The sequence below is a fragment of the Streptomyces sp. NBC_01450 genome (genome assembly GCF_036227505.1).
Lineage (GTDB): Bacteria > Actinomycetota > Actinomycetes > Streptomycetales > Streptomycetaceae > Streptomyces.
Genome location: NZ_CP109480.1, coordinates 8,858,897 through 8,884,492, shown reverse-complemented (window position 1 = coordinate 8,884,492; position 25,596 = coordinate 8,858,897). Strand labels below are relative to the sequence as shown.

At 70.0% G+C, this 25,596-nt stretch carries 20 protein-coding genes and 2 tRNA genes; 6 read left to right on the top strand and 16 right to left on the bottom strand.

The genetic code is table 11. From position 1 onward, the window contains the following. Window positions 1-14: 14 nt before the first annotated feature. From OG568_RS39540 to pgsA, 3 genes are read right to left on the bottom strand one after another with little or no spacing between them, the layout of a single operon-like run. Window positions 15-1,175 carry a glycosyltransferase family 4 protein gene (locus OG568_RS39540; RefSeq protein ID WP_266416272.1) on the bottom strand — a complete coding sequence of 387 codons (1,161 nt, stop codon included), beginning with the start codon at window positions 1,173-1,175 and terminating at the stop codon, window positions 15-17. Beyond that, entirely contained in the window at window positions 1,172-2,131 is a 960-nt protein-coding gene (locus OG568_RS39535; RefSeq protein ID WP_329534988.1) for a phosphatidylinositol mannoside acyltransferase, read from the bottom strand. Before OG568_RS39535 ends, OG568_RS39540 begins: the two co-directional genes overlap by 4 nt. After that, the gene (gene pgsA / locus OG568_RS39530) at window positions 2,128-2,850 is read right to left on the bottom strand and encodes a phosphatidylinositol phosphate synthase (protein WP_266422002.1); all 723 of its coding nucleotides are present in this window, start codon (window positions 2,848-2,850) and stop codon (window positions 2,128-2,130) included. Before pgsA ends, OG568_RS39535 begins: the two co-directional genes overlap by 4 nt. Before the next feature lie 215 nt (window positions 2,851-3,065). Here pgsA and OG568_RS39525 point away from each other — a divergent pair, with 215 nt between their 5' ends. Continuing rightward, window positions 3,066-5,261 (top strand): elongation factor G-like protein EF-G2, encoded by a 2,196-nt coding sequence (locus OG568_RS39525; RefSeq protein WP_329534987.1) that lies wholly within the window; start codon window positions 3,066-3,068, stop codon window positions 5,259-5,261. A gap of 157 nt (window positions 5,262-5,418) precedes the next feature. Next, a complete protein-coding gene (locus OG568_RS39520; RefSeq protein ID WP_329534986.1) occupies window positions 5,419-7,092 on the top strand; it encodes a hypothetical protein in 1,674 nt (557 codons plus the stop codon). A 127-nt stretch (window positions 7,093-7,219) separates the two neighbouring features. Here the strand turns inward: OG568_RS39520 and OG568_RS39515 are convergent, their stop codons facing one another. After that, a complete protein-coding gene (locus OG568_RS39515) occupies window positions 7,220-7,780 on the bottom strand; it encodes an HIT family protein (RefSeq protein WP_095855764.1) in 561 nt (186 codons plus the stop codon). Window positions 7,781-7,847: 67 nt separating this feature from the next. Here OG568_RS39515 and OG568_RS39510 point away from each other — a divergent pair, with 67 nt between their 5' ends. Next, window positions 7,848-8,525 (top strand): potassium channel family protein, encoded by a 678-nt coding sequence (locus OG568_RS39510; RefSeq protein ID WP_329534985.1) that lies wholly within the window; start codon window positions 7,848-7,850, stop codon window positions 8,523-8,525. 62 nt (window positions 8,526-8,587) lie between these two features. Here the strand turns inward: OG568_RS39510 and thrS are convergent, their stop codons facing one another. The 3 genes from thrS to OG568_RS39495 all read right to left on the bottom strand — a co-directional run bounded on the left by thrS (window position 8,588) and on the right by OG568_RS39495 (window position 12,489). After that, window positions 8,588-10,564: a threonine--tRNA ligase gene (gene thrS, locus OG568_RS39505; protein WP_329534984.1), complete on the bottom strand. Its 1,977-nt coding sequence runs from the start codon at window positions 10,562-10,564 to the stop codon at window positions 8,588-8,590. Window positions 10,565-10,690: 126 nt separating this feature from the next. Further along, the gene (locus tag OG568_RS39500; RefSeq protein ID WP_329534983.1) at window positions 10,691-11,926 is read right to left on the bottom strand and encodes a hypothetical protein; all 1,236 of its coding nucleotides are present in this window, start codon (window positions 11,924-11,926) and stop codon (window positions 10,691-10,693) included. Further along, window positions 11,923-12,489, bottom strand: coding sequence for a DUF4365 domain-containing protein (locus OG568_RS39495; protein ID WP_266416253.1), 567 nt, complete (start codon window positions 12,487-12,489; stop codon window positions 11,923-11,925). Before OG568_RS39495 ends, OG568_RS39500 begins: the two co-directional genes overlap by 4 nt. Window positions 12,490-12,659: 170 nt before the next feature. Here OG568_RS39495 and OG568_RS39490 point away from each other — a divergent pair, with 170 nt between their 5' ends. Further along, window positions 12,660-13,385 carry a 3'-5' exonuclease gene (locus tag OG568_RS39490; RefSeq protein WP_060902366.1) on the top strand — a complete coding sequence of 242 codons (726 nt, stop codon included), beginning with the start codon at window positions 12,660-12,662 and terminating at the stop codon, window positions 13,383-13,385. Between the two features lie 56 nt (window positions 13,386-13,441). On the opposite strand, the gene OG568_RS39485 is transcribed toward OG568_RS39490, so the two are convergent. Both OG568_RS39485 and OG568_RS39480 read right to left on the bottom strand, forming a co-directional pair. Continuing rightward, window positions 13,442-13,513 (bottom strand) — tRNA-Val (locus tag OG568_RS39485). Window positions 13,514-13,599: 86 nt separating this feature from the next. After that, on the bottom strand, window positions 13,600-14,046 hold the full coding sequence (locus OG568_RS39480; RefSeq protein WP_329534982.1) for an SRPBCC family protein: 447 nt from the start codon (window positions 14,044-14,046) through the stop codon (window positions 13,600-13,602). An 89-nt stretch (window positions 14,047-14,135) separates the two neighbouring features. Here OG568_RS39480 and OG568_RS39475 point away from each other — a divergent pair, with 89 nt between their 5' ends. Then, window positions 14,136-16,526, top strand: coding sequence for an SCO7613 C-terminal domain-containing membrane protein (locus tag OG568_RS39475; protein ID WP_329534981.1), 2,391 nt, complete (start codon window positions 14,136-14,138; stop codon window positions 16,524-16,526). A 134-nt stretch (window positions 16,527-16,660) separates the two neighbouring features. Here OG568_RS39475 and OG568_RS39470 read toward each other — a convergent pair whose 3' ends face one another. From OG568_RS39470 to OG568_RS39440, 7 genes are all read right to left on the bottom strand, one after another. Further along, complete coding sequence (locus tag OG568_RS39470) at window positions 16,661-19,393, bottom strand: exo-rhamnogalacturonan lyase family protein (protein ID WP_329534980.1); 2,733 nt, start codon at window positions 19,391-19,393, stop codon at window positions 16,661-16,663. 78 nt (window positions 19,394-19,471) lie between these two features. Beyond that, a complete protein-coding gene (locus OG568_RS39465) occupies window positions 19,472-20,092 on the bottom strand; it encodes a hypothetical protein (protein WP_329534979.1) in 621 nt (206 codons plus the stop codon). A gap of 2 nt (window positions 20,093-20,094) precedes the next feature. Next, window positions 20,095-20,967 carry a carbohydrate ABC transporter permease gene (locus OG568_RS39460; RefSeq protein WP_329534978.1) on the bottom strand — a complete coding sequence of 291 codons (873 nt, stop codon included), beginning with the start codon at window positions 20,965-20,967 and terminating at the stop codon, window positions 20,095-20,097. Beyond that, on the bottom strand, window positions 20,964-21,920 hold the full coding sequence (locus OG568_RS39455; RefSeq protein ID WP_266581130.1) for a carbohydrate ABC transporter permease: 957 nt from the start codon (window positions 21,918-21,920) through the stop codon (window positions 20,964-20,966). Before OG568_RS39455 ends, OG568_RS39460 begins: the two co-directional genes overlap by 4 nt. Before the next feature lie 11 nt (window positions 21,921-21,931). Further along, a complete protein-coding gene (locus OG568_RS39450; RefSeq protein WP_329534977.1) occupies window positions 21,932-23,221 on the bottom strand; it encodes an ABC transporter substrate-binding protein in 1,290 nt (429 codons plus the stop codon). Window positions 23,222-24,348: 1,127 nt separating this feature from the next. Beyond that, a tRNA-Val gene (locus OG568_RS39445) sits at window positions 24,349-24,423 on the bottom strand. A 132-nt stretch (window positions 24,424-24,555) separates the two neighbouring features. After that, window positions 24,556-24,990 carry a TIGR02611 family protein gene (locus OG568_RS39440; RefSeq protein WP_329534976.1) on the bottom strand — a complete coding sequence of 145 codons (435 nt, stop codon included), beginning with the start codon at window positions 24,988-24,990 and terminating at the stop codon, window positions 24,556-24,558. Between the two features lie 191 nt (window positions 24,991-25,181). On the opposite strand from OG568_RS39440, the gene OG568_RS39435 reads away from it, so the two are divergent. Beyond that, window positions 25,182-25,595, top strand: coding sequence for an SsgA family sporulation/cell division regulator (locus OG568_RS39435; protein ID WP_003959770.1), 414 nt, complete (start codon window positions 25,182-25,184; stop codon window positions 25,593-25,595). Window position 25,596: the final 1 nt, after the last annotated feature.

Genomic DNA, 25,596 nt, shown 5'->3' with positions numbered 1-25,596 from the left:
CCTGCCCGGCACGTTCAGTCCCGGGCCAGTCCGAACCGCGCCCGCAGCCCCGTCCGTTCGTCCGCGGCGACCGCCGCCGCGCCGTCCGTCACCGTCTCGTAGACGGACAGGATGTCCGCGCCGACGGTCGACCAGTCGAAGCGCCGTACGTGGGCGCTGCCCCGTGCGCGGAGTTCGGCCCGGCGCTCGGGGTCGCCGAGCAGGCGCAGGGCCGCCGCGGCCAGGTCGTCCGCGTCCTCGTTGGCGAAGAGTTCGCCGGCCGCGCCCTGGTCGAGGACCTGCGCGAAGGCGTCGAGGTCGGAGGCCAGGACCGGCGCGCCCGCCGACATCGCCTCCACGAGGATGATGCCGAAGCTCTCGCCGCCGGTGTTGGGCGCCACGTACACGTCGACGCTGCGCAGGAAGCGGGCCTTGTCCTCGTCGCTGACCATGCCGAGGAACTCGACCCGCGAGCGCATCTCGGCGGGCAGCGACTCGACGGCCTCCTCCTCGTCGCCGCGCCCGGCGATCAGGAGCCGGGTCCCCGGGCGCTCGGCGAGGATCTTGGGGAGGGCCTTCATGAGGACGGGCAGGCCCTTGCGGGGCTCGTCGATGCGGCCGATGAAGCCGAGGGTGTCGCCCTGCCACTCGGGCTTGGGCTTGGCGCGGGCGAAGAAGTCGACGTCGACGCCGTTCGGGATGACGACCGCGTCGCCGCCCAGGTGCTCGACGAGGGTGCGGCGGGCGTACTCGCTCACCGCGATCCGCGCGCTGATCTTCTCCAGGGCGGCCTGAAGGATCGAGTACGCGGCGACCATGGCCCGCGAGCGCGGGTTGGAGGTGTGGAAGGTGGCGACGATGGGGCCCTGCGCGGCCCAGCACGCGAGCAGGCCGAGCGAGGGCGAGGCCGGCTCGTGGATGTGGATCACGTCGAAGGTGCCGTCGTGCAGCCAGCGCCGTACCCGGGCCGCCGACAGGAAGCCGAAGTTCAGCCGCGCCACGGAACCGTTGTAGGGCACCGGGACCGCGCGGCCCGCCGAGACGACGTAGGGCGGCAGCGGTGTCTCGTCGTCCGCGGGGGCCAGCACGGAGACCTCGTGCCCGCGACGGATGAGGTGTTCGGCCAGGTCACGGATGTGGAACTGGACGCCGCCCGGCACGTCCCAGGAGTAGGGGCAGACGATGCCGATCCTCACGGAGTCCTCTTCTCGGAATCCTTCTGGGTGTTGTCAGGATCCTTGTTGTCAGGATCCTTCCCGGGATCGAGGTCCTTGAGCCACAAGCGCTGCAGCATGTGCCAGTCCTCCGGATGTTCGGCGATACCCGTGGCGAAGGCGTCGGCCAGCGCCTGTGTCATGACAGACGTCTTCTCGGCCCGGTTGCCTGTCTCGGGGACCTCGACGGGGGAATGCACACGGCCCTGCATCACGGGTGAGTCGTCGTACCAGAGCGTGACCGGCAGCAGGACGGCCCCGGTCTGCTGGGCGAGCAGCGCGGGGCCCGCTGGCATCCGGGTCGTCTCGCCGAAGAACTCCACCTCGACGCCCGAGGCCGACAGGTCGCGCTCGGCGACCAGGCAGATCAGTCCGCCGTCCCGCAGCCGCCGGGCCAGCGTGCCGAACGCGGTGCCGCCGCTGTGCGGCAGTACCTCCATGCCCAGGCCCTCGCGATAGGCGACGAAGCGGTCGTACAGCGATTCCGGCTTGAGGCGCTCGGCGACCGTCGTGAACGGGGTCTGCAACTTGGTGGTGACCCAGGCGCCCGCAAGGTCCCAGTTGCCCATGTGCGGCAGGGCCAGGATGACGCCCTTGTCGGAGGCGAGCCCGTCCGTCAGGTGGTGCACGTCCTTGACGTCGAAACCCGTCCGCACGCGCTCCTCGCTCCAGGCGGGGAGGCGGAAGGACTCCATCCAGTAGCGCAGGTACGAGCGCATGCCCGCCCGGGAGAGTTCGGCGAGCCGCTCCGGTGTCGCGTCGGGCAGCACGCGCGCGTAGTTGCTCTCCAGCCGCTGTACGCCCTTGCCGCGCCGCTTCCAGGCGATGTCCGCGACGGTGCGGCCCAGGCGCACCGCGACCGGCTCCGGGAGCTTCTTGACGGTGCTCCAGCCGAGCGCGTACGCCCCGTCCACCAGCCTCTCCTGGAGGCTGGTCACGACGCGGCGCCGCTGTTGTGCGCCGCGGCCGCGGCGTCCGCCTCCGCGGACTCCCGGCGCACCGTGACGACGCGCTGGATCAGCGTGACCAGGCTGCCGACGGCGACGATCCACAGCGCGACGGGCAGCAGCCACTGAATGCCGGGCACCCCGAACTTGTGCAGCCCCGCGAGGCCCGCCGCGACCAGGGAGATCACCAGGCGCTCGGCGCGCTCCACCAGGCCGTTGACCGCTACCGGCAGGCCGATCGACTCGCCGCGGGCCTTGGTGTACGAGACCACCTGGCCGCTGGCCAGGCAGAAGATCGAGACGGCGCACAGCGCGTTGTTGTCACCGTTGCCCGCGTACCAGAGCGCGAAGCCGCCGAAGATCGCGCCGTCGGCGACCCGGTCGAGCGTGGAGTCCAGGAAGGCGCCCCAGCGGCTGGAGCGGCCGAGCTGGCGCGCCATGTTGCCGTCGACCAGGTCGGAGAAGACGAAGAGCGTGATGACGATCGTGCCCCAGAAGAACTCCCCCCGGGGGTAGAAGACCAGCGCGCCCGCCATGACTCCGGCCGTACCCAGAAGGGTGACGGTGTCGGGGCTTACCCCCCGACGGATGAGAAACGCGGCGAACGGTGTGAGGACACGCGTGAAGAATGCACGCGCGTACTTGTTCAGCATGGCCTTCCCGACGGTCGGTGTCGCCGCGCGGCCCCTGCTGGCCACCGGCTGGCCCATCGTAGCCACGCGCGCGCTTGTGCGACGGGCGGGCACCCGCACCCCGTGTCACGGTGGGATGCCATCGATGTCACGGCGGGATCGCGTCCCCGTATGGACGCACCGTGACGCGAGTGCAAAGCTCGAAGCACCGCGGGCGTCATCGGAGCCGCACCGCACGCGGTTCCGGCTTGCCCGCGCCCAAAGAGACCTCACCGTGCACGGGAGGCAAGACCATGGGCGACAAGGCGAACGCACACCCCGGAGCCGCCGGCAGGGCTACAGCGGCCGACCACCCCGCGTCCGTACGGAATGTGGTGCTGGTCGGCCACAGCGGATCCGGCAAGACGACATTGGTGGAAGCTCTCGCGCTGACGGCGGGAGCGGTGAACCGGGCGGGCAGGGTGGAGGACGGCACCGCCGTCTCCGACTACGACGAGATCGAGCACCGGCAGCAGCGCTCGGTGCAGCTCTCGCTGGTACCCGTCGACTGGGACGGATACAAGATCAACATCATCGACACCCCCGGATACGCCGACTTCGTCGGGGAACTCAGGGCCGGTCTGCGCGCCGCGGACGCGGCCCTTTTCGTCGTCTCGGCCTCGGACGGGGTGGACGGCTCGACCCGGATGGTGTGGGAGGAGTGCGCGGCGGTCGGCATGCCACGCGCCATCGTGATCACCCACCTCGAGTCGGCGCGTGCCGACTTCGACGACATGACGCGGATCTGCGCCGAGGCCTTCGGCGCGGACGACCCGGACGCCGTGCTGCCGCTGTACCTGCCGCTGCACGGCGCGGCGGGACCCGACGGACACGCCCCCGTCACCGGGCTGATCGGGCTCCTTTCGCAGCGGCTGTTCGACTACTCCTCCGGGGAACGCAAGGAGGCCGAGCCGGGACCGGAGCAGCTGCCGCTGATCGACGAGGCGCGCAACCGGCTGATCGAGGGGATCATCGCCGAGAGCGAGGACGAGACCCTCATGGACCGTTATCTGGGCGGCGAGCGGATCGACCTCAAGACGCTCGTGCAGGACCTGGAGCGGGCCGTGGCGCGCGGGGCCTTCTTCCCGGTACTGGCGGCCGCGCCCGCCGCCGAGGGGGCCCGCCAGGGGCTCGGCACGGTCGAGCTCCTCGAACTCGTCACGGGCGGCTTCCCGACCCCGCTGGAGCGGCCGGCGCCCACGGTGACGACACCGGAGGGGCAAGAGCGCGAGGTCACGGCCTGCGATCCGAACGGGCCGCTGGTCGCGGAGGTCGTGAAGACGGCCAGCGACCCCTATGTGGGCCGGGTCTCCCTCGTCCGCGTCTTCTCGGGGACCCTGCGCCCCGACGACACGGTGCACGTCTCCGGGCACGGGCTGGCCGACCGCGGGCACGAGGACCACGACGTCGACGAGCGCGTCGGCGCCCTGTCCGCCCCGTTCGGCAAACAGCAGCGCTCCCTGAGCCACTGCATCGCGGGCGACCTGGCCTGTGTGGCGAAGCTCAACCGGGCCGAGACCGGCGACACGCTCTCGGCCAAGGACGACCCGCTGCTGATGGAGCCCTGGCAGATGCCGGACCCGCTGCTGCCGCTCGCCATCCAGGCGCACAGCAAGGCCGACGAGGACAAGCTCTCGCAGGGTCTGGGGCGGCTGGTCGCCGAGGACCCCACCATGCGCCTGGAACAGAACCAGAACACCCACCAGGTCGTCCTGTGGTGCCTGGGCGAGGCCCACGCGGACGTCGCCCTGGAGCGGCTGCGCAACCGGTACGGCGTCCAGGTCGACGTGGTCCCGCACAAGGTCTCCCTACGGGAGACGTTCGCGGACAGGGCCGCGGGGCGCGGCCGCCATGTGAAGCAGTCCGGCGGCCACGGGCAGTACGCGATCTGCGAGATCGAGGTCGAACCCCTCCCGAACGGCTCGGGCATCGAGTTCGTGGACAAGGTCGTCGGCGGGGCCGTGCCCCGGCAGTTCATCCCGTCCGTCGAGAAGGGCGTACGCGCCCAGGCCGCGAAGGGCGTGGTCGCGGGCTATCCCCTCATCGACGTACGGATCACCCTGCTCGACGGCAAGGCGCACTCCGTGGACTCCTCCGACGCGGCGTTCCAGACCGCGGGCGCGCTGGCCCTGCGCGAGGCGGCCGCCGACAGCAGGATCCATCTGCTGGAGCCGGTGGCGGAGGTGACGGTCCTGGTCGGCGACGAGTACGTGGGCGCCGTGATGAGCGACTTGTCGGGGCGGCGCGGCCGGGTCGTCGGCACCGAGCAGACGGCCGGCGCACGCACGCTCGTACGGGCCGAGGTCCCGGAGATCGAGATCGGGCGGTACGCCGTGGATCTGCGCTCCCTCTCGCACGGCACCGCACGCTTCAACCGCACCTACGCGCGACACGAGCCGATGCCGTCACAGATCGCCGAGAGGATGCGCGAACAGGCCCAGAACGCCTGACAGTTCGACTCCCTTCACCCTCGGCGGGCGGCTTCGGCCGTCCGCCGACGAATGTCCGTCGCGGCCGATACTCTGGGAACTGATCAAGACGATGACCTGATCAACAGGTGTGCGGGGCAGGGAAGTCGGGAAAGCCGCAGGAGCGGGGGCGGCGGCGATGGGGGCGGAAGTGGCGTTCGACGGTTTCGATTTCACTCCCGGGGCGCAGGTGCCGCTCTCGGGTTCCGCGGGACAGACGGCGGCGACCTTCGCCCTGGCCTCGGCGGCGTACCGGGACAGCGATGTCGGCGAGATCCTCAAGGCGAACAACCAGTGGCACGAGTCCACCGTCAGCTCGGGCCGCAAGTGGGCCACGATCTTCAGGCCCAACCTCGGCGAGGCCTTCGGGCGGGCGGTGGTGGACCGCATGCTGGGCGCCGGCCGCAAGCCCCTCATCCAGTCCTTCGGCACCGAGCCGCAGGTCGTCGTCGAGCACTGCCTCGCGGCGAACCGCATCCGCCGGGAGCGGGACAACTGGCTGTCGGCCGTCATGGTGCTGTGCGGTGTGCTGTTCCTGCCCGGGCTGCTGGTGTGGCTGCTGGTCTTCCAGCTCCGGTCCATGGTCGCCAAGCAGACGAACAAGCGCGCCGGCGCCCTCGGCACCACGCTCCTGGTCGCCTTCGGCGCCCTCGCCGTGGTCTTCCTCGTCCGCATGCCCTTCACCGGCTTCTGGGCCTGGTACGCGCGTGCGTCGGTGATCCTCCCGGTGATCGGCTGGCTCTGGGCCAAGCAGATCTGCGAGCGGTCCGCCAAGGACCTGCGCGAGCGCTGGGACAGCCTGCTGTCCGGCGGTGGCCTCGGCGCCAAGATCCCGGAGGCGGTGCCCGGCAGCCCGGGCGAGACGGCCGCCGAGCGGCTGCGCCAGGCCCTGGCCGCCCTCAGCGCCGAGCAGCAGTCCAACTCGGTGTTCTACGCCGGACCCAAGGGCATACTCGGCATGGGCACCCGCTGGGGCAGCTGGCAGCTCGCCGAGGACCTCGTCCCGAAGGACCCGGACAAGGAGATCCACCCCTTCCGCAGCTGGGACGTCGTCCGCAACATCCACGACAAGCTCCGCATGCTGGAGCGCGGCCCGCTCAACACCGGCGGTTTCCCCACCCCTTCGATCAAGCACTGGGTCGTCTCGCCGATCGGTGAGAACGCCAAGGAGGTGTCCCGGCCGGGCGGCACGGACGTCGAGGCGTACACGATCAAGAGCCACGCCATCCAGGACATCTGCAACAAGCAGCAGTTCGGCAGCGGCCAGCGGCACTACCTCGGCGTGCAATGGACACTGTGGGACGGCCAGTTGATCATCACCATGCTGATCACCGTGACCGTGCTGCACGAGACGCTGCGCATCGAGGTCACCGGGCACGCCCTGGGTCCCGTGCACTCCCTGTTCACCAGCAAGCCCGAGGCGCCGACGAAGGAGGTCGCCAAGGCGGTCAAGTTCTGGGAGACCCGCAAGGTGAAGCTGCCGCTGGTCACCACGGACGAGGTCGTACGTCTCGCCGCGCGCGCCCCGCTCACCGGGTACCCGTCGCTGCTGAACTGGCTCGGCGGCAAGCTGACGCTTCCCGAGCCGTTCGGCCTGCGGCACGCGTGGGCCGACCAGCCCTGGCGCCACCGCTTCATGGCCGACGACGCGCTGCGGGCGGCGACGCCGGTGCTCCGTGTCGTCCATGCAGCGGCGATCAAGGTGCTGGACGAGAACGGGGTCGACACGGAGAAGTTCGGGAACCGGTCGGCGTTCCTCAGCACGGCGGTGCAGGATCCGTCGCCTCGGAAGGCGGACCTCTACGACGCGTGAGCCTCCGGCGGAGGGGCCGGATGGGCCGGTGCGCGGAGTGACGGTCGTCAGGGGCTGGTCGCGCAGTTCCCCGCGCCCCTGAAGGGGCGCGTCGATGGGGCGCCTGGCAGCAGGCGCCCCGTTTGAACTAGTGCGTCGGCCAGGCCTCTGCCAGCATCTTGCGGGTGTCCGCCAGGAGCTGCGGAAGCACCTTGGTGTGGCCCACGACCGGCATGAAGTTGGTGTCGCCGCCCCAGCGGGGGACGATGTGCTGGTGGAGGTGGGCGGCGATGCCCGCGCCCGCCACCGTGCCCTGGTTCATGCCGATGTTGAAACCGTGCGCGCCCGAGGCGGTACGCAGCGCGGTCATCGCCTGCTTGGTCAGCTCGCCGAGCTCGGCGGTCTCCGGGTCGGTCAGGTCCGTGTAGTCCGCGACATGACGGTAGGGCACGACCATGAGGTGGCCGCCGTTGTACGGGTACAGGTTGAGCACCGCGTACACCTGCTCACCGCGCCTCACGATGAGCCCGTCCTCGTCGGACTTGGCGGGGATCGAGCAGAACGGACAGCCGTCGTCGGCCCCCGGGCCGGTGGGCTTGTTCTCACCCTGGATGTAAGCCATCCGGTGGGGCGTCCACAAACGCTGGAACGCGTCCTGCGTTCCCACTCCGATCTGCTGCTCCGGCTCACTCGTCATGTGGTGCAGCATATTGCTTCGCCCGTTCGCGGCGTGTCGGCGGGGCTCTGTCGAATGCTCGCCGGGCCAAGCTGGGCCGATGGACGACGACAGCCGACAGGCCCGGTGGGAACGGCGCACCGAGATCCCGCTCAGTCTGGCCTCGGGGTTGTTTCTCGCCGCGTACGCGGTCCTGGTCCTGGGGCACACGCTGCCCGTCGTCTGGCGGCAGGCCTGTCTGGTGGTGATGCTGGCCGCCTGGGCGCTGTTCGGCGTCGACTACGCGGTGCGCTGGCGCCTGAGCGGACAGCGACTCGGCTTCGTCCGATCGCACCCGGTGGACACCCTGGCGCTCCTGCTGCCGCTGCTGCGTCCGCTGCGCGTCGTCAAGGTCTACGAGGCCGTCCAGCGTCACCACGGAGAGCCCCGTCTCTCCCTGCACGCGCGCGTGGTCTTCTACGCGGGGTTGTCGGCCGCGCTGCTCGGCTTCGCGGGCTCCCTCGCCGTCTACCAGCAGGAGCGCGGGGCGCCGGGCGCCTCGATCCGGACGTTCGGGGACTCCGTGTGGTGGACCTGCACCACGCTCACGACGGTGGGGTACGGAGATGTGGTACCGGTGACCCCGATCGGGCGCACGATCGCGTCGGTACTGATGGTGTGCGGGCTGGCGCTGCTCGGCGCGGTGACCGGCTCGTTCTCGTCCTGGCTGCTCCAGGTGTTCGCGAGCGAGGACGAGAACGACGAGCTCAGGGTCAAGGAGAGGCCCCCGGGGAGCTGAGCTCTCCGGGGGCCTTCGGGCAGGTACGCGTCAAAGAAACACCGTACGGTCGGACCCGCGCGTCAGACCTGCGCGCGCTCCTCGACGACCTTCATGATCTTGGCGATCGCCTCGTCGACCGGGATGCCGTTCTCCTGCGAGCCGTCGCGGTAGCGGAAGGAGACGGCGCCGGCCGCCATGTCCTCGTCGCCCGCGATGACCATGAAGGGCACCTTCTGCTTCTGCGCGTTGCGGATCTTCTTCTGCATACGGTCGGAGGAGGCGTCGACCTCGACCCGCAGGCCCTTCTTCTTCGCCTCGATGGCGAACTTCTGCAGGTACTCCACGTGCGCGTCGCCGATCGGGATGCCGATCGCCTGCACGGGCGCCAGCCAGGCCGGGAACGCGCCCGCGTAGTGCTCGAGGAGCACCGCGAAGAAGCGCTCGATGGAACCGAACAGCGCGCGGTGGATCATGACCGGACGCTGCTTGGAGCCGTCGGGACCGGTGTACTCCAGGTCGAAGCGCTCCGGCAGGTTGAAGTCGAGCTGCACGGTCGACATCTGCCAGGTGCGGCCGATGGCGTCCTTGGTCTGGACGGAGATCTTCGGACCGTAGAACGCGGCGCCGCCCGGGTCCGGGACGAGCGGGAGGCCCTGCTTCTCGGCCACCTGCCGCAGCGTCTCCGTGGCCTCTTCCCAGACCTCTTCGGAGCCGACGAACTTCTCCGGGTCCTTGGTGGAGAGCTCCAGGTAGAAGTCGGTCAGGCCGTAGTCGCGCAGCAGGTTCAGGACGAAGGTGAGCGTCTTGTCGAGCTCCTCCGCCATCTGCTCCTTGGTGCAGTAGATGTGCGCGTCGTCCTGTGTGAAGCCACGGGCGCGGGTCAGGCCGTGCACGACGCCCGACTTCTCGTACCGGTACACGGTCCCGAACTCGAAGAGGCGCAGCGGCAGTTCACGGTACGAGCGGCCGCGCGCGTCGAAGATCAGGTTGTGCATCGGGCAGTTCATGGGCTTGAGGTAGTAGTCCACGCCCTCGTCGAGCTGCATGGGCGGGTACATGCCGTCGGCGTACCAGTCCAGGTGGCCCGAGGTCTCGAAGAGCTTCCCCTTCGTCGCGTGCGGGGTGTAGACGAACTCGTAGCCCTCCTCCTCGTGGCGGCGCCGCGAGTAGTCCTCCATGACCCGGCGGATGACGCCGCCCTTGGGGTGGAAGACGGCCAGGCCGGAGCCGATCTGGTCGGGGACGGAGAACAGGTCCAGCTCGCTGCCCAGCTTGCGGTGGTCGCGCTTCTCGGCCTCGACGAGGAAGTCGAGGTGCGCCTTCAGCTCCTCCTTGGAGGGCCAGGCGGTGCCGTAGATGCGCTGGAGCATCGGGTTCTTCTCGCTGCCGCGCCAGTACGCCGCGGCGTTGCGCATGAGCTTGAACGCCGGGATGTTGCGGGTGGTGGGCAGGTGGGGACCGCGGCAGAGGTCCTTCCAGCACAGCTCGCCGGTCTTGGCGTCGAGGTTGTCGTAGATCGTCAGCTCGCCGCCGCCGACCTCGACGTCCGCGCCGTCGTCCGAGGACGCGGAGCCCTTGATGCCGATGAGCTCCAGCTTGTACGGCTCCGCGGCGAGCTCCTCGCGGGCGTCCTCGTCGGTGACCACACGGCGCGAGAAGCGCTGGCCGCGCTTCTGGATCTCCTGCATCTTCTTCTCGACGGCCTTGAGATCCTCGGGCGTGAACGGCTTCGCGACGTCGAAGTCGTAGTAGAAGCCGTCCTTGACCGGCGGACCGATGCCCAGCTTGGCCTCGGGGAAGAGCTCCTGCACCGCCTGCGCCATGACGTGCGCGGTGGAGTGGCGCAGGATGTTGAGGCCGTCCTGGGAGGAGATCTCGACGGGCTCGACCTCCTCGCCGTCCTTCACCTCGTACGCGAGGTCCTTCAGCTCGCCGGCCACGCGGGCCGCGACGATGGTGCGCTCGCCGGAGAAGAGGTCGGCGGCCGTAGTGCCCGTCGTCACCACGCGCTCTTCCCGCTCGGAATCGCGTTGGATGATCACACGGACGTCTGACACCGGTCTCTCCTGACTGAAGGGGGCAAGCTCACCCAGTGGGCATGGCAGTGCAATGCCTGCCCGGCGATCCTACCGAGCCCGGGGCACCCTCCGCGAAACGGTTACCAGCAAAGCTCCACAAAGCCCTCAGTCCCCGCTGCACGCCTCCTCGAAGAAGGCCGTGATCTCTGCGGTCTCCTGGAGCGACTTCATCAGCCGGTCCCGCTCGGCCTCGTCCACCTGCACCGGTACGACCCCGGAGGCGTCCGTGAGCCTGCGGAAGCCGCCGCGGCTCTCCAGCCGCCCCAGCACCCGCACCGGCAGCCCGACCAGATGGGCGTGGCCCGCTATCCGGTACGCCTCCTCGTCGAGGGTCATCCGGACGTGCTGCACCTCCGCTCCCGCGATCACGCGCAGCCGTACGGTGCCCTCGCCGCGCGGCTGGGACCTGCGCATCCGCACCACGGCGCCGGTGAGGCGGACCGCCACGGACGGCTCCGCGCGCAGATAGCGGGCCCCGGCCTCGCGCAGGACGGGCAGGTCGCCGGGCGAGAACTCGACGGCCTCGTCGGGCGCCGCACAACCCTCGGGGGCCCCGGCGGCGGGCGCCCACTCGACGGCGATCCGGGCACCCTCCGTGCCGCGCACGAGGGCGACGACGGCCTCGGTGAGTTCATGGCTGACGCCCGCCTCGACGGCCGCGTCGAAGGCGTCCATGCCGCCGGTGGCCCGCTGGTAGTCGATGGCCTCGCGGGCGGCGTAGAGCGCCTGGTGCAGGCGTACGGAGAGCGGCCGGCCGGTGTCGACGGGAACGAAGGCGGTGAGGCGTCGCCCGCCGGGGTCGGCGCCGACGAGCACGTGCTCCAGGGAAGCGGCGGCGGGCCTGCGGTGCCGGGCGCCGTAATAGCCCGCACGCGCGCGTGTGGCGAGCGCGGCCGCGAGCAGCATCGAGCGGGCGGCCGAGCGCAGCCGCTCCTCCACGCTCCAGGGCGTGGCGCCCACGGGCCCGGTCGGCACGTCGCGCCACCAGCGGATCTCGTCGCTGGGCACGGCGAGCGCGACCAGGATGTCGCGCGCGGACGGCGCGGCGCTGCGGGAGAGCGCGACGAGCGCCTCGCCGAGGAGGTCGTCGCTGTCGGGGAAGGCCCGGTTCTCCGGTACGAGCAGGCTCGTACCGCCGCCACCGGGCCCGGGTGGGGTCCACCTGCCGTACCGTCCGGCCGCTCCTCCGCGGCGCTGCCAGCCGTGGCGGTACAGCAGCGCGCCGAGGACGGCGGGGTCGACCTGGCCGGGCTCGGGCGGCTCGGTCCAGTGGGATTCGACGGGGTGCGGCCTGACCGGCCGAAGGGGTTCGCCGATGGAGTCGATGGGGCGGTGTGTCAAGGTTTCCCTCCCGTCCCGACCCGCGTCATGATCTCGCAGAGCGCCCTGTCGTCGAAGACGCGCGCGGTCGGTATTCGCACGGTGGTCCGGCGCCGGCCGGTGATCGCGTGACCGGCGAGGTTGATCCAGTAGCAGCAGTGCCGCAGGTCGAGGCGGTCGTGGCTGGCGCGCAGCCAGTCGTCCTGGGACCTGGGCACGAGCATCACGACCAGGATCTTGTGCACCGAGACCGGGGTGCGGGCGAGCTTCGCCAGGTGCTCGTTGTCGAGCGTGAAGGAGAAGGCGGGCCCGGGCGGGTTCGGCGGGATCTGGTACGTGCACTTGAGCTGCACCTTGATGGTGACTTCGTCGTCGACGGTGTGCCCGGGGGCGCTGTGGCTGACGTGCCAGTCGATGCCGTTGTCCGGAAAGGGCTGCGACAGCGAACAGCCCGCCGCCGCCGCGACGGCGTGCAAGTAACCCACCTGCAAGGTCTCCATGCAGGCGGTGGTGGCGAGTGAGCCGCGATGGGGTGCCGTGCGCTGGGGCAGCAGCCCGCCCCGCTCGGGCTGCGCGAGTGCCATGAGTCCAACAGCCTTCCAAGCCAAGTGATTCCCCGCGACGGGCCGCTGAACTGCAAAGACCCGTACCTGTGTTGTCTCCTTCCGGCGTACGGCGCAAACAGCGCGGGTATCACCAAACGGGCAGAAGACGGGACGTCAGCTGCCGTGGGTGAACGAGGAGTTGTGTGCGTATGACGTGCTGGTACGAGGGCCCCTTGGCCGCGTTCGACACGGAGACCACGGGCGTGGACGTCGAGACCGACCGGATCGTGTCGGCCGCCGTCGTCGTCCAGGACGCCGCGGGTTCCCGGCCTCGGGTGACCCGTTGGCTGGTGAACCCGGGAGTACCGGTGCCCGCGGGCGCGACGGCGGTGCACGGGCTGACAGACGAACACCTTCAGCGCAACGGCCGCTGGCCGTCGCCGGTGATGGACGAGATAGCCAGGGTGCTGGGCGAACAGGCAGCGGCGGGCCGCCCGCTCGTCGTGATGAACGCGCCGTTCGATCTGACGCTCCTGGACCGGGAGTTGCGCCGCCATCGCGCCACCAATCTGGACCGGTGGTTCGAGCCGGCGCCGCTGCGTGTGCTCGATCCGCGGGTTCTGGACAAACATCTGGACCGCTATCGCAAGGGCCGCCGCACCCTGACCGACCTGTGCGCGCACTACGACGTGGTGCTGGAGGGCGCGCACGACGCGGCGGCGGACGCACTGGCCGCGATGGAGGTGGTACGAGCGGTGGGGCGCCGTTTCGCCACCCGCCTGGAGCGGCTGTCCCCCGCCGAACTGCACACCCTGCAGTCGGTGTGGCACGCGGCACAGGCGCGCGGTCTGCAGGCGTGGTTCGCGCGCAGCGGTTCTCCGGAGGCGGTGGATCCGGCGTGGCCGCTGCGTCCGGAACTGCCGGCGGCGGCCTGAGCCCGTGCGGGACAACGAAAAACCGGTCCGTCTGTGACGGACCGGTTTTCTCCGGGTGGGCGATACTGGGTTCGAACCAGTGACCTCTTCGGTGTGAACGAAGCGCTCTCCCACTGAGCTAATCGCCCGGGAACGCACTGAACAATACAGGTCCCCGCGGGTGTGGTTCAAACCGCTTCGAGGTGAGCCGTTCAGTCACCCGTGAGGCGGGGGGTCAGTCACCCGTGAGGCGGGCCGCCAGTCCGCGCCGTCCCGCGCGCATCATCAGGGCGTGGTTGGCGCGGAACACCGGCCGTCCCGGCACCGCGAACCGCCGCAGCAGCGGCTTGCTCACGTCGACCTCCTGGTCGTACTGGGCGCGGGTGCCGGTCCCGGCGGTGGTGAGCGTCCAGCGCGCCCAGCCGTCGAGGTCGCCCGCCATCGCGATCTCCAGGACCCCGGCCGCCGGGTCGCGGCGCAGCTCGCGCGCCGTGAACACCAGGTCGTACGGCAGGAACGAGCGGATGCGCATGGTGCCGCTGCGGTCGTCGATCCGGATCACCTCACGGACCTGGGGCCACCAGCGCGGATAGTCCTCGGCCTGTTCGAGGACGGGATAGACCTCGGCGGGCGGCGCGGGCAGGGCCCACACACTGCGGAAGCGGTAATGGCTCCAGTCCATGGACGGAGTGTGCCCAACCGGACAGCTGAGTACGACATGAGTACGCGCACTCATGCCGAGGAAGATGACCGGGACCACACTCCCGAGGTATGACCCACATTCCGCCCCCGGCCGAGGAGTTGCGGCTCCTCGACACCGAGCTGCGGCAACTCGACGCGCGCCGGGCCCTGTTGCTGGCCCGCCGCGCCTGGCTGATCACCGCGCTCCGGCCGCCCGTGGCTCCGCCGCCCCCGTCCCCGCCCGTACGCCGGCCCGAGACCACGGCGCCCCGCGTGCAGAACGTGCTGCTCGTCCTCGGCGGCATCCTCCTGACCGTCGCCGCGATCGCGTTCACGCTGGTCAGCTGGGGCCGGATGGGGATCGCCGGGCGGGCTCTGGTGCTGGGCGCGGTGACGTTGGCCGCGCTCGGCTCGCCCGTGCTCCTGCTCCGGCACAGGCTGCGCTCGACGGCGGAGGCCGTGGCGGGGCTGGGTCTCGCGCTGACGGTCCTGGACATGTACGCGCTGCACGAGGTCGCGTTCGCCGACACGAATGGCCTGGGGTACGCGGCCATCGCGTCGGCCCTGCTGGCGGCTCTGTGGGCGGCGTACGGGCTCGTACTCGGCGGGGCGCGCCGACCGACCGGTGAACCGGCCACCCTCACGCGGCTCCCGCTGCGCCTGCCCCTGCCGACCGCGCTGGCCGCCGCGCAGCTCCCGCTGATCCTCTGGGCGGCCGCGGCCGACGCGGGCGCCCCCGCCATGACGGCCGCGCTGCTGGTGACGGCGGCGCTCGACACGGCCGTCGCGCTCCGGGTTCCCGTGCGGTCCGTATGTCTCGTCGCCGCCGTGGGCGCTTACGGCCTGGGCGGCTGGGGCTCCTTCGCGGCCGGCTGGCTGTCCTGGACGGCCACCGGCCCGGGCGCCGCCGCCCGTGCGGCGGCGCTCCTTCTCTTCGCCGGGGCGATCGCGCTGGCGGCGGCGTGGCGGCTGCCGGACACGAACGTCGCCACCTGGGCCGCCTCGGCCGGCGGCCTGCTCACGGTCGCCGCGCTCGGTGGCGTCCCGCGCTCGTCGCTGCCGGCCGACTGGACGGTCCCGGGGTATCTGGTCTGCGCTCTGGCCCTGTTGGCGGCCGTAGGTACCCGGCTTCCGGAGCCGATGAGGCGCGGCCTCGCCCTCGCTTCCGGCTCCGTGCAGACGGTGGCGGTGGTGTGGGCGCTGCCGCCGGTCGTCGTCGCTCTGCTGGGCCCGGTGACCTGGGTGGGTCGCGTGTGGACCGGCGCTCCCTCGACGGCGCGCGAGGCGGTCACGGCCGACGGCTTCCCCTGGCCTCCGTACGCCGCCACGGCACCGCTCGTTCTCGTGGTCGTCGCCACCGTGCTGGCCTTGGCCGTGCGCGGTACGGAGTGGCTCCCCAGGGCGACGGCCGGCGCGTCGGCCCTCGTCTGGGCGGCCGTGTTCGTCCTTCCCGCGGCCCTCGCGATCCCTTACTGGGCCGGGATGTCGGCGCAAGGGTTCACGATCGTGGCGGCGCTGGCGTACGTCGCCCGCTCGGCGCGGTCGCGTCCGGTCCCCTTCCTCCTCGCCCTTGTCACCTCGGTGAGCCTCGCGTGCCTCTCCCTCGCCACCGAGGGCACCACCCTCGGCGTCCTCACCGCGCTGACCGTGCTGTTCGCCGCCGTGTCCGGGCGCTCGCGGCTCGCCCCAGTCGCCGCCCTCACGTACGCCACCGCGCTGGCCTGTGCCGTGGGCGCGTCTCTCGGCTGGCAGTCGCAGTACATCGCGCTGCTGGTCCTCCTCGTGCCGGTCGTCGCGGCCCTGCTCGCGGCGCGCCTCGCCGGCTCCCCCGCGCGGGTGCCCGTCGAGGTGACGGGCGCCGTCGCCGGACTGCTCGCCGTCGGCCTCGCGGTGACCGATCCGCCGCTGCTGGCCCTGGTCCTGGCCCTGTGCGGAGTCATCGCCGCGGGCACCGCCGTACGAGAGGACCGGCGGGCCGCCGGTTACGCGGCCACCGCCCTGTTCGTGCTGGCCGCCTGGGTCCGGCTCGCGTGCTGGGGCGTCGGCTCCGTCGAGGCGTACACCCTGCCGGTGACCGTCCCGGCGCTGCTGGTGGGGGCGGTCGGGCGCCGCAAGGATCCGCTGACCTCGTCCTGGACGGCGTACGGAGCGGGGCTGTCCGTCACGCTCGTGCCGAGTCTTCTGACGGCGTGGACCGACCCGGACTGGCGGCGACCCCTGCTGCTCGGTGTCGCCGCCCTCACGGTCACCCTCGTGGGTGCCCGGCACCGGCTGCGGGCCCCGCTCGTCCTGGGGGGCGGCGTGCTCGCGCTGGACGCCCTGCACGAACTCGCCCCGTACCTCGTGCAGATGGCGGGCGCGCTACCGCGTTGGGTGCCTCCCGCACTCGCCGGTCTGGCGCTGCTCGCACTCGGTGCGACGTACGAGCAGCGGATCCGGGACGCGCGGCGGGTGCGGGATGTCCTCGGACGGATGCGCTGAAGGGACGGTCCGAAACTGCGGCCGCGTCGTGGCCGGTCGCGCCCACGCGGCGGAGCCGCATATGTCACAGCCCCGCGCCCTGAAGGGGCGCGGCAGAACCCCCGGTTCAACGGATTCGCCCCGCGCCGATGGCCCTACGGCATCTTGTCGCCGAGCAGTGCCAGGTTCTCGATGGCGGCGAGGCCGTACAGGGCGCTGTCGTTCGAACTGACCCAGTTGGCCTCGCTGCCGGGAACCAGCGTGACCGGGCCGCTCAGCGGCTCGGTCTTCCAGGGCGAGGACTCCATGTAGCCGTCGGAGCTGTAGAACTTCGTCCACGCGCGCTTGGCGAGCGTGGCGTCGCCGGTCTGGACGGCGGCGTAGGCGTCGAGGCGCGAGTGGCCCTGGAACAGCAGCAGGGAGCCGAAGTTGGAGCCGTAGCGTGCCGCCTGTTCGGTCTTGGTGGCGTTGAAGTAGCGGCAGTAGTCGAGGTACACCTCCTTGAACTTCGGTATGTCGACCAGGTCGATCAGTTCGGCGCAGAGCTCGTTGAGGCCGAAGACGGCGGAGAGGTGCGAGACCGACACGACCGGCGCGGAGGCGACGGCGAACTTGCCGGTGTCGAGGTCGTAGAGGCCGCTGCCCTGGACGAAGCCGTTGGGCTGCGCGGCGATCGTCTCCATCGTCGACAGCACGCGCGCCTTGGCCTTCTCCCACTTCGGGCCCTTGCGCTCCCACTCCGTGAGCCAGGCCGAGACCAGACCGCTCCAGTCGGTGCCGAAGCCGATGGACAGGGCGTGCCGGTCGGGGGTGTACGGCTCGGTGCGGATCTTGCGGATCGGGTCGAGGACGAGGAACGTCTCGTCGGAGTCGACGTTGGCGTGCATGAGGTCGCCGACCCGCTCGTCGGCGGTGAGGTAGTAGTAATAGCGGCGGTATGTGGTGTTGGCGATGCGCTGCTGTTTGGCGCTGTCGGCGTAGTGCTGCACGCCGTGCCGGGTGCCGAGGCCCGCCCACTGGCCGAGGTGGTAGACGTCGACCTCGCCGGTGTGCCGGGTGAGCGCCTCGGCGAAGCGGAAGATGTCCGAGCGGCCCGAGCGGAGATAGGCCATCCACAGCCAGATGTCGGGCGACAGCTCGGAGTTGTCCCACGCGTAGCCGCCGACGTCGTAGCGCCACTGGTGGCGCACGGTGTCGTACGAGTGCATGAAGTCGCCGTAGTCCCAGAAGCCGTACCAACGGCGCATCTCCACCTGATCCTTGTAATAGGTGAAGAGGAAGTCGAGGTGGTCCTCGATCTTCGCCTTGGCGGCGGTGGAGCGGTCCGGCTCGGAGAAGAGGCCACCGAAGACCTTGGCCTTGATGAGCTGCTTGGGCGGGGCAGCGAGCTGCGGCAACACCCGTACGGCCGCGACCTGTTCGGCGAGCGTCTCGGGCGTGGGCGTCGACTCGTTGGCCCAGAAGAGGAGTTCGGAGGTGCGGGCGATGCCGTACGGGGTGCCGAACTCGGGTTCGTAGTCCTCGTAGGTGATGTTGAGGCCTTCGAGCTGTTCGGCGTAGGTGTCCTGGCCCATGCCGTCGTGGTAGAAGCGCAGGTCCATGGGCTGCGCCTCGGGCGACCAGAGCCAGAGGGTGACCTCGGCCTCGTCGGTCGCCGCGTCGCGGATGTCGAGTTGCGCCGGGTACTTCTCCCAGAAGTCCCTGAGGCCGAAGGACAGGCCGCCGCTCGCCCCGCCGACGTAACCGAACCCGCTCGCCCGGCGGCCGCCACCCGCGCCGATCCAGCCGTGGCCCTTCTTGGTGCGCTTGCGCAGGGTGAAGCCGTCCGCGGAGAGCTGGGAGAGGGTGTAGTCGCCCCACTCGGGGATGTACTGCAGCCGTGTCGTCACCCGCTGGTCCCAGGTGGACGGGTCGGGCAGCTTCTCGCCCGCGAACTGGGCCGCCTGCACGGCCGCGCCCGGGTCGCGGCGCAGACCGGTGATGCCCTGCACGGCCTCCCGCAGCAGACCGGAGCCGTCGCCGCCGATGCGGATGTGCCGGTCGTACGCCGCGTCGCGCATCGGCACGTTGAAGCGGACGCCGAGCCCGCGGATGAAGTCTCCGCTCGTCTTCCCCGGCTCCTGCTTCCCGTCGAAGGTGATGGTGTGCACCATCCGGAAGGAGTCGGCGCCGGCGTAGAAGTACAGGCGGACCGAGAACGGCAGCCAACTGCGGCCGCCCTTACGGTGCTTGCCGTCGATACGGACGACGGCACGGACCGGCCCCTCCTGCTCGACCGTGACCTCACCGATGACGCTCTCGAACCGCTCGTACTTCTCCGCGCCCTGGTCCTCGTCCTCGATCTCGGGCTGACGGATCAGCACCAGCCGGCCGTCCTTGGCGATCTCGGTGGAACCGCGCTTCACCGATTTGACGAGCGTGGAGCCGCTCTTGCCGATCTTCGCGGTGATGACACCGGTCGAGATGTCGATGGTGCCGCCGTGCTTGTCGACGGTCACCTTCTTGTCGGGGGCGGTGGGCGTACCGGCGGCGAGCGTGAGCTTCCCTGAACCGGAACTGACGGCGTGCGCGGTCCACTTGAGGGAGCCGTCCGGCCAGTACCCGATCGGCCAGGACTGCACCGGCACGTCCTTGCCCTCGCCGTCCGTGAGCGCGAAGGTCTGGTCCCGCTGGTAGGCGCCCTTCGGCCAGGGCACGCCGACGGTCGAGCCGGGGGCGGCGCCGAGACCGCCGTCCTCCAGCCAGTCCAGGGTCACAGGGTCGGTGTCGGCGGCCTCGGATCTGGCGGCGGCCTGCGCGTTCGTGCTTCCCAGGGCCCAGCTGAACTGTGCGGCGGCTCCGGCGACGGCGGCCGCCTTGAGAAGGGACCTGCGGGGGATGGGAGACATGGCCTTTCCTTTCCGTGCGGGGAAGTCAGGGGCATGACAGAGAGAGGTACGACGCCGGGGCGCCGACCTGCGAAGAGCTCAGCGGCGGTAGCGCCCTTCGACGGCCACGGCCGCCGCCGCGACGGCCCCCAGGACGGGGACCGCGAGCGGCGCGACGAAGAAGGCGGAACAGGCCACCACGGCCAGTCCACCGACGAGCAGGAAGGAGCCGGCCGGGTCGAGGACCGTACGGCGTCCGGCCTCCGCCAGCAGCACCCGCCAGGAGGCGCCCGGCTCCCAGACGGCCGCCGCGCGCAGCCCGGCGACAGCGAGGCCGATCAGGGCGAACAGACCCACGGCCCCGACGAGCGGGCCGCCGGGGATCCCGGCGCGCACGGCCTGGACGTCCACCCAGACCGCGGCCGCCGCGGCCCAGCCGGCGGCCCCGGCGATCCAGCCGCCCCGGACGGCGGCCAGGAAGTCGGCGAGGAACTCCCGAAGGCCGCCCGCCTCGTGGGACGTGCGCCGCCGCAGATGCCGTGCACCGGCGGCGAACGCGGCGGGGTAGGTGACCAGCGGCAGCGAGGCCACCGCGATCCACACCCCGGTGAGCAGACACTCCGCGAACACGGCGAACCGCTCCGCGAAGACCGATTCGTGGGCTGCCCGGCGCGCCTTCGCCCGCCGCTTCGCCTCCGCCCGCGGCTGAGTGGTGGCCATTCTCAGCCCTTCAATCCGGAGGTCGCCATGCCGTCGATCAGATACCGCTGGAAGGCGAGGAAGAACAGCAGCACGGGCAGCAGCGCGACCAGCGACATCGCGATCATGCCGCCGTAGTTGGCGACGCCCTCCTGGTCGCGGAACATCATCATGCCGAGCGAGACCGTGTACTTGCCGGGCTCGTTGAGGTAGATCAGCGGGCCCATGAAGTCGTTCCAGGCGTTGATGAAGGTGAAGATCGCGCTGGTGATCAGCGCGGGCCGGGACAGCGGCAGCACGATCGACCAGTAGATCCGCAGATGGCCGCAGCCGTCGAGCCGCGCCGCCTCGTCCAGCTCGCGCGGCAGGTTCCGCATGAACTGCACCATGAGGAAGACGAAGAACGCCTCGGTGGCCAGGTACTTGCCGATCAGCAGCGGAACGTAGGTGTTGATCAGCTCCATCTTCTGGAACATCACGTACTGCGGGATGAGCAGCACGTGATACGGCAGCAGAAGCGTGCCGATCATGAGGGAGAACAGCAGGTTCCGGCCGGCGAACCGGATCTTGGCGAAGGCGTAGGCCGTCAGCGAGCAGGAGATGACGATGCCGACGACGGAGCCGAGCGCGTAGAAGAGGGAGTTCTGGAAGAAGGTCGCGATCGAGATGTCCGCGATGCCGTCGGCCAGGCCCTTGAAGTTGCCGAGGACGGGACTGGTCGGGAACAGGTTCAGGCTGCCGATGATGTCCCGGCTGGGCTTGAACGAGGCGCCGATGACCCAGATGACGGGATAGAGGACGACCGCGAGGATCAGCAGGGCGCCGATGTGCCAGACCAGCGAGCCGGTGCGCTTGCGGCTGCCGACTTCGAGGGGCTTGCGCAGGGTGGTGCTCATCGGGCGTCCTCCTCGTAGTGCACCCACCGCTTCTGAGACCAGAAGAGGACGGCCGTCACCAGCGCCACGGCGAGCAGCAGCATCCAGGCCATGGCGGACGCGAAGCCCATCTGGGACTCCTTGAAGCCCTTCTGGTACAGGTAGCAGGTGTAGACGAGCGTGGCGTCCGCCGGTCCGCAGGTGGCGTTGGAGACCACGTACGCCGAGCCGAAGATCTGGAAGGAGTGGATGGTCTCCAGGAGCACGTTGAAGAAGAGCACCGGCGAGATCATCGGCAGGGTGATGTTCCAGAACCGCCGCAGCGGTCCGGCGCCGTCCACCTCGGCGGCCTCGTACAGCTCCCTCGGCACCTGCTTGAGTCCGGCGAGGAAGATCACCATGGGCGCGCCGAACTGCCAGACGGTGAGTGCGACCAGGCTGTAGAGCACCCAGTTCGGGTCGCCGACCCAGCCTCCCGTGTGGAAGCCGAGGAACGACTGCGTACGGTCCACAACGGCGTCGTCGGAGAAGAGCGCGCGCCACACGAACCCGACGGAGACGCTCGCGCCGATGAGCGAGGGGGCGTAGAACGCGGCCCGGTAGAAGGCCTGTCCGCGGCGGCTCTGCGCGAGCAGCAGAGCCACCCCGAGCGCCAGCAGCAGCTTGAGCGGGGTGCCGATGATGACGTACTTGGCCGTCACCTCGACCGACTTCTGCCACCGGGGGTCGTGGAACATCGTGGTGAAGTTGTCGAAGCCGATCCACTTCGGCGAATTGAAGAGGTTGTAGTCGGTGAAGGCGAAGTAGAGGGAGGCGGCCATCGGGCCCGCGGTCAGCAGCAGGAAGCCCGCGATCCACGGGGACATGAAGAGATAGCCGGCGAGGTTTTCCCGGCGGCCCCGCCGCTTCTTGGCGGCGGGGGCCTCGGGGCGTATCTCCGGGGCGTCGGGCGGAGAGTCCTTGACGAGCGTCACGGCGGTTCCCATCAGGAGGCGAGGGCGGTCTTCGCCTCGGAGAAGAACTGCTTGACCGCGTCGGCGACCTTGGTCGTGCCCTGCGACATGTCACCGGCGATACGCAGGAAGGCGGCCTCACAGGTGTCGGCGCCCGCCGGGTGCGGGGTGATGGTGCCGAGCACTCCGGCCGCGGCGACGTCCGTCTCGTACTTCGCGATCGCCTGGTTGGGCGCGTCGGTCGGCTTGTACGCGTCGAACTGCTCGGTGGTCGCGAGGATGCCGCGGTCGTAGCCCATGATCTTGCCGACCTCGGGGTCGTGGACCATGAAGTTGATGAACTGCGCGACCTCCTTGGGGTGCTTGGTGCGGGCGGAGGCGCTCAGCATCAGGGAGGCGAGGTACTGGCCGGTCTGCTTGCCGTCGATGGTGGGGATCGGCGCGAGGCCGTAGGTGCTGGTGCCCTCGGCCGAGTAGCGGACCGTGAAGTTGTCCCAGGTGAACTCGGAGGCGCCGTGGGCGGCCGAGAGTGAGGACTTGGGCTTGTCCTGCTCGACCCGCTTGGGGTCGGTGATGATGCCGGCCTTGACGCGGTTGTAGGCGTCCGTCCACCACTCCGTCAGGTCGGCCTCGTCGAAACCGAGTCCGTCCTTGGTGAAGAACGCCTTGCCGTTCTGCCGGAGGTAGAGGTCGTACAGGTACATGATGCCGAAGTAGCCGGTGTCGCCGGGCAGCTTCTGGGTGTCGTGGATCTTCTTCAGAGCGGCGAAGTACTCGTCCCAGGTCCAGCCCTGCTTCGGATTGATGCCCGCCTTCTCAAACACCTTCTCGTCGATGACAAGTGACATGGTGTTGGATCCGACCGGAATACCGAGCTGCTTTCCGTCGACCTGACCCACCTTCTCGACTCCGGCACGGAAGTTGTCGAGGCTCAGATTTCCCGCGTCTATCTGAGTCTTGAGGTCGAGCAGCACACCTCTCTTGTCGTACTTCCGCAGGAATCCGACCGCGTTCTGGAATACGTCCGGGGGATTTCCACCCGCGGCCTGGGTCTGGAACTTCTCCCAAAAGGCCACATAATCCTGGAAGTCGGTCTTCACCTTGATCTTCGGGTACTTCTTCTCGAAGAGGGCGATGGACTGGTTGATCCGTTTCGCCCGCTCGTCGGCACCCCACCAGGCGTACCGGATCGTGACCGTCCCGTCCCCGGAACTGCCGCTGTCCCCGCCGCAGCCCGTCGTCGCGGCCAGCCCCAGCGCGGCCAGTGAAGCTCCGGCCGCCTTGAGGACCGTACGCCTCTCAACACTCCCGTTGTTTCCCACAGTCGGGCCTCCTCGCGACGTCGGTGTCACTGCGTGAATCGTTTCAAGTAAGCGCTTGCTGGCACAAGGTACGGAGGGCTTCCAGGCACGTCAATGATTCGGACAGGAATTGATGTGACACGGTTCGGCCGCGCGTAGACGGGTGTTGGAGGTGCCGCGCCGACGGGAGTGCCCGAGTGTGCAGGTCCGGGGCGTACGGTCGGGATGTCGAACGAAAAACGACGGGTCGGGCGACCGTGGGGACGGGCCGAAAACAACTGCCGCACGGACGGGGATGCGGGCACGGGACGGACGCGAACGAGGGCTGCGCGCACCGAGAGTGAGGGGTGGGGGTGGGCCTTCGCGAGGGGGTGTTGGTCGAACCGGCTTACGCATGGATGGCGTTGGGGGTGGTCGGGGCGAGGGGCGGACCCGGGGGCGGTGAACCAGGAAGGGCGCACGGAAGGGGGTTGGCAACTGCCCGCCTGGGGAGCGTGCATGAGGGCGGTTTAGCTCGATCGTGTGATGGTCGACTTCCGGGCTTGCGGCGTCCTGGGCCGTCCGGGTTAACGTGATCATGTGATCTGGGACGCCGGGTACGGCACCGGCGTGCGGGGCCCCTGCTCCACCGGAGTGATGGTTCAGGGCCTCCCCGTCGCCTCTGGCCGTGTCCATGTGGCCAGGTCACACAGGGAACTGGCCTCCCGGGATCAGACCACGTACAGGATGCGTGTCGCTGCCCCGGGGTCGAGTACGCCGGGGACCAGTACGCCCAAGACCGTTCGGGGCGTGCGGCTGAGCAGACTCACTCCTGCTCAGTCAAGAGGAACGGTTCGGCGGGCTCGACGGGGTCTGCAGGTCGATGAGAGGGACGGGTTAACTCGGTACGTGTACCGATACCGGGTTCTGGTACCCGGGCTCTGGCACCCAGTTACCGGAACCCAGGTTCCGGTAACTGGGCCGGTAACTGGTATCGGCACGGAGTGCGGCCCGTCGGCACCGTGAGGCGCGCCTCGGGCCTGGATTCCGCACATGGAACCGGAGGCTCACGCGCCGCCGGTCGCGGCCCCATACCCCCGTGGGGTTGTGCGGAAATGACGAAGGCGACCCTGTCCACGCATCGCGTGGAACTGGGCCGCCTCTCGTGCTGGTGGGCGATACTGGGATCGAACCAGTGACCTCTTCGGTGTGAACGAAGCGCTCTCCCGCTGAGCTAATCGCCCGGGCGCAGGGAGAACATTACCCGATGTCAGGGGGTGGCTCCGACCAGCCGAGCGGCCCCCGGGAGGGACCTTCGGAGCAGCACCGGAAGGGGTCCCACCAGGAGTCCCGTGGCGGGTCGCGTCACCCCTCGGTCACTCCTGGATGTTCCACGGCATCTGGACGCCGAACTTCCAGAGGTAGACGCCTCCAAGGGCCCCGACGATGACGAGACCGACGCTCGTGAGAATGATGTTGCGGCGCCGCACCTTCGGGTCGAGCGCCCGCTGTGTCGCCTCCGTGACCTTGCGTTTCGTCCAGCGGAGCACCAGCTGCGCCCAGACGAACTCGGTCGCCCAGATCGCCATGCCGCCGAAGATCACCAACCAGCCGGGGCCCGGCAGCGGAAGCATGATCACGCCCGCGCCGACCACCGCGAGCCCCACGACGAAAACACCCACCTGCCAGCTCAGATGCAGCGCACGGCGGGCCTTGATGAATTCCGGCGCCCGCGATCCGAGCGGCCCCTGGGTCTTCGTCTCACCATCGGCCGCGGCGACCTCGCCCGGCTCGTCACTCCCCGTATTCATACGACCAAACCCTACCGGAGAGAAACCAGTCACCGGAATGGCCCTATCCGGCGAACCGACTCTCGGCCGGAAGAGTTACGTAAAGACACGCAAAACGCTCAGAGGGGTTTACAACGGCACCGTAGGTGGCATGTCGATTTCGCCGACGTGCGAATCCCCGAGCGCACACTGAGCGAAAGGCCCTGGCGCTTATGAACACCACGGTCAGCTGCGAGCTGCACCTGCGCCTCGTTGTGTCGAGCGAGTCCTCACTGCCTGTACCCGCAGGACTGCGGTATGACACGGCCGATCCCTACGCCGTGCACGCCACCTTCCACACCGGAGCCGAGGAAACCGTCGAGTGGGTGTTCGCCCGCGACCTCCTCGCCGAGGGCCTGCATCGGCCCACCGGTACCGGCGACGTCCGAGTCTGGCCGTCCCGGAGCCATGGCCAGGGCGTCGTATGCATCGCCCTGAGCTCCCCGGAGGGCGAGGCCCTGCTGGAGGCCCCGGCGCGGGCCCTGGAATCGTTCCTGAAGCGAACGGACGCCGCCGTGCCCCCCGGCACGGAACACCGGCATTTCGATCTCGACACGGAGCTCTCACACATCCTGGCCGAGAGCTGAC

What these genes read in the sequence shown, in the direction of transcription:
- pgsA (WP_266422002.1), bottom strand. Translation starts at nt 2,850, where the DNA reads ATGGGCCAGCCGGTGGCCAGCAGGGGCCGCGCGGCGACACCGACCGTC.
- OG568_RS39525 (WP_329534987.1), top strand. Translation starts at nt 3,066, where the DNA reads ATGGGCGACAAGGCGAACGCACACCCCGGAGCCGCCGGCAGGGCTACA.
- OG568_RS39520 (WP_329534986.1), top strand. Translation starts at nt 5,419, where the DNA reads ATGGGGGCGGAAGTGGCGTTCGACGGTTTCGATTTCACTCCCGGGGCG.
- OG568_RS39515 (WP_095855764.1), bottom strand. Translation starts at nt 7,780, where the DNA reads ATGCTGCACCACATGACGAGTGAGCCGGAGCAGCAGATCGGAGTGGGA.
- OG568_RS39510 (WP_329534985.1), top strand. Translation starts at nt 7,848, where the DNA reads ATGGACGACGACAGCCGACAGGCCCGGTGGGAACGGCGCACCGAGATC.
- OG568_RS39495 (WP_266416253.1), bottom strand. Translation starts at nt 12,489, where the DNA reads ATGGCACTCGCGCAGCCCGAGCGGGGCGGGCTGCTGCCCCAGCGCACG.
- OG568_RS39490 (WP_060902366.1), top strand. Translation starts at nt 12,660, where the DNA reads ATGACGTGCTGGTACGAGGGCCCCTTGGCCGCGTTCGACACGGAGACC.
- OG568_RS39480 (WP_329534982.1), bottom strand. Translation starts at nt 14,046, where the DNA reads ATGGACTGGAGCCATTACCGCTTCCGCAGTGTGTGGGCCCTGCCCGCG.
- OG568_RS39475 (WP_329534981.1), top strand. Translation starts at nt 14,136, where the DNA reads ATGACCCACATTCCGCCCCCGGCCGAGGAGTTGCGGCTCCTCGACACC.
- OG568_RS39470 (WP_329534980.1), bottom strand. Translation starts at nt 19,393, where the DNA reads ATGTCTCCCATCCCCCGCAGGTCCCTTCTCAAGGCGGCCGCCGTCGCC.
- OG568_RS39465 (WP_329534979.1), bottom strand. Translation starts at nt 20,092, where the DNA reads ATGGCCACCACTCAGCCGCGGGCGGAGGCGAAGCGGCGGGCGAAGGCG.
- OG568_RS39460 (WP_329534978.1), bottom strand. Translation starts at nt 20,967, where the DNA reads ATGAGCACCACCCTGCGCAAGCCCCTCGAAGTCGGCAGCCGCAAGCGC.
- OG568_RS39440 (WP_329534976.1), bottom strand. Translation starts at nt 24,990, where the DNA reads ATGAATACGGGGAGTGACGAGCCGGGCGAGGTCGCCGCGGCCGATGGT.
- OG568_RS39435 (WP_003959770.1), top strand. Translation starts at nt 25,182, where the DNA reads ATGAACACCACGGTCAGCTGCGAGCTGCACCTGCGCCTCGTTGTGTCG.